Source organism: Stenotrophomonas sp. HMWF003, assembly GCF_003061285.1.
Classification (GTDB): Bacteria; Pseudomonadota; Gammaproteobacteria; order Xanthomonadales; family Xanthomonadaceae; genus Stenotrophomonas; species Stenotrophomonas maltophilia_AP.
This window is the reverse complement of sequence record NZ_QAIW01000303.1, coordinates 3,323-6,513: the sequence shown is the minus strand read 5'-3', so window position 1 is coordinate 6,513 and position 3,191 is coordinate 3,323. Positions and strand designations below refer to the sequence as shown.

The window sequence follows — 3,191 nt, the reverse complement described above, 5'->3', positions numbered from 1 at the left end:
ACCCGGTCAACGGCCTGCCCAACGGCTATGGCCAGTCGATGGGTCAGATCCGCGACCTGGACCAGTGGACCCAGGAAGTGCGCCTGGCCAATGGCGATGACAACCGCCTGAAGTGGCAGGTGGGTGCGTTCTACTTCGATGGCCGCGACACCACCGATTTCTACCAGCGCGCCTGGTTCCTGCAGGGCAACGCGCGCAACCCGAACAACTGGGTGCGCCTGCGCAACGTCAACACCTCCTGGGCCGGCTTCGGCCAGGTCAGCTATGACGTGACCGACAAGTTCACCCTGACCGCCGGCGTGCGCCAGACCCGCGACGAGAAGCACACCCGCCTGCTCAAGACCGCCGACACCGCCGCGGGCGTGGTGACCTACAAGGGTCGCACCGACGTGGAAATGGCCGACACCACCCCGAGCTGGGACGTGAGCGCGATGTACGCGTTCAACCCGCAGTTCAGCGTGTATGCGCGCGTGGCCCGTGGCTTCCGTGGCCCGACCATCCAGGGCCGTTCGGCGGTGTTCAACGCCGACTTCACCACCGCCGATTCGGAAACCATCCTGTCCTGGGAAGCGGGCATCAAGAGCAGCCTGTGGGACAACCGCCTGCGCGTGAACGCCGCCGCGTTCACCTACGTGGTCAACGACATCCAGCTCAACGGCAACGATTCGGACGGCAACGGCGTGCTGTTCAACGCCGACAAGGCCAAGGCCTACGGCCTGGAAGCGGACATGCAGCTGCGCCCGATTCCGAACCTGAGCCTGAGCGCCGGCGTGAGCCTGCTGCACAGCGAGATCCAGGACGACCGCGTGTACGCCCAGGTGTGTGCCCTGAACGGCGCGGTGGTGTGCACCGTGAACGACCCGACCATCAAGGTCGGTGCGAACACGTTCGCCCAGATCAACGGCAACCCGCTGCCGAACGCGCCGAAGTACAACATCAACCTGGCTGCGCGTTACGACGTGCCGGTCAACGACAGCGATGTGTTCTTCGTGTCCACCGACTGGAACAAGCAGGGTTACACCAGCTTCGTGCTGTACGACTCGGCCGAGTTCAACTCCAAGGGCAGCTTCGAAGGCGGCCTGAAGCTGGGTTACTCCGGCAACTACGGTGCGTGGGAAGTGGCCCTGTTCGCGCGCAACATCACCAATGAGAAGAACCTCAAGGGTGTGATCGAGAACTACATGGCGGCGGTGTACAACGAACCGCGCACCGTGGGCGTTTCGCTCAACATGAACTGGTAAGTTCGGCTGCATCGGCGGCGCGTTCGCGCGCTGCCGATGCTGACGCTGAGCCATCCCCACAACGCCCTGCTCATGCAGGGCGTTGTGCGTTGCGTGCTATGGTCCCCGGCCCGCATCGGGCGCGCGGTTGCGCCGATGCCACGCGTTGAAAGGACCTTGACGATGCTCCGGCAGCTGTATGCGACGTACTCAGATCCCGCCGCTGCGAAGGCACTGGTGGCCGACTGCAGGGCCGCAGTGGTGCAGTGGCGCTGGGCCACCGAGTCGATGGCGTTCGCCACCCCGTTCCTGCAGGAGAAGCAGGGCGGCCCCAAGGCACGGTGGGTCGCCGATGACAAGGCGGACCCGGCCAGGCATGTGCGGCATGGCTTCGATGCGCAGGGACGGGTGGTGATCGAATGCGGACAACGCGGCACCACCACCGCGTGGCTGCATGCACCCGGTGTACGCCACAGCCTGTCGTTTGACGACGGTGACATCGAATCGGGCTGGGAATGGCGCGAGCACGACGGCAAGCTGCAGGGGCTGGACCTGATCACCGACGATCGCGGTTTCAACGAGACCTACCATTGGGAGGGCGACCGGCTGCAGCGGGTGGTGATCGAAAACTGGTCGAGGCGCGAGCGCACCTGGTGGTGCCAGAACGTCTACACCTACAACGAGGTCGGCCAGCTCGACACGATCGTGCTGGAGTACCTCGATGCCAAGGGCCGCCGCAGCGGCAAACCCCGCCTGGAGTACCAGCGCCCGCGTCCGGGCGAAACCCTGGCCACGGTGACCGCCAAGGTGGAGCGGTTGCTGATCGAGGCGATCAGCGCACAGCTGCCGCGCATTCCGCCCGGCGAACCGCTGTACTGCCTGCTGCTGTGCTTCACCGATGAAGACGTGCCTGCGGCCTGGCCGCCCTTCCTGGTGTGGGGCCGGCAGCCGTACCGGCAGGCGGTGCTGGACCGTGGCGACGACGAGGCGCGGTACTACCTGTGGGCGCCCGACGAGATCCGCGCGGTGCAGGGCGACGGCGAAGAGCACTGGTTCACCGAGCCAGCACTGACCGAGGCCTGCCAACGCCACAGCCAGTACATGGAACTGCGCCAAAGCAGCGCATCGGCCATGCGGGTGCTCAAGAACGTGGCGGCGTGGCTGGATGCCCCCGAGCGCCGCGCCCTGCTGAACACCACCGACGATTTCGTGGTGGCGGTGGCCGACAACACCGGCAGCATCGATCCGTTGCCGGGCCTGCGCAAGGCGATCGGCCCGGAACGCTGGGCCGTGTTGAAAGCGCGCGGCTGCGTCTGACGCCGCGCGCGCCCATATAGCGCCGACCGTTGGTCGGCTGCCCCGGCTCAGACCGGCTGGACGTCGTGCCGGTCGGGCACGGCATGCTGGCCGAAGGTGAGCTGCCAGCTGCGCAGGTCCACCGCCTCGCGGTCGCGGGCCTGCTGGCGCGCGGCACGGCTGGCCCCGAACAGCTTGCCCTGGCCGTCGATCAGCGGACGCATGCGCAGCACGTCGTCGTTGTCCGGCTCGGCGTCGGCGGCGCGCTCCAGCCATGTCTTGGCAAGGAACGCGTTGGCAGGCACGCCGTTGCCGAAGTGGAAGACATCGGCCAGGAAGCTGGCCGCCCATGCCCGGGTCGCGCTGTCGCCGCGCCACCACAGCGGCCCGAGCAGGTCGAACACCGCTTCCTGCTTGTCGGCGTCCTCCTCGCCCTGGTACAGCAGCACCGCCAGGTTCTTGTGCGCGGGCCGCCAGACCCGGTCGTGGGGCGCGGCCTCATCGACGCAGCGGCGATAGAGCGCGCGCGACTGTTGCTGGAGGGCCGGGTCGGGGGTCTGCTCGAAGGCGACGCCCAGTTGCCAGGCGCGGTTGTAGATCACCACCAGGTCGCCGGCGGCGATGGCGCGTTCGGTCCACACGCTTTCCTGCGCCGGATCGATGAAGGCGGGGAAG

Annotated in this window: 2 protein-coding genes and 1 pseudogene; 2 read left to right on the top strand and 1 reads right to left on the bottom strand. The window is 67.2% G+C overall.

Annotated features, from left to right (window positions below; all coding sequences use genetic code 11):
- Positions 1–1,241 (top strand): TonB-dependent receptor (locus DBR34_RS12480; protein ID WP_128097030.1); only part of this gene is annotated, 1,241 nt, incomplete at its 5' end.
- A 162-nt stretch (positions 1,242–1,403) separates the two neighbouring features.
- Positions 1,404–2,537, top strand: a complete 1,134-nt coding sequence (locus tag DBR34_RS12475; protein WP_128097029.1) for a hypothetical protein — start codon at positions 1,404–1,406, stop codon at positions 2,535–2,537.
- 47 nt (positions 2,538–2,584) lie between these two features.
- Here DBR34_RS12475 and DBR34_RS21810 read toward each other — a convergent pair.
- Positions 2,585–3,191, bottom strand: a pseudogene (locus tag DBR34_RS21810) (SEL1-like repeat protein); the annotation flags it as partial.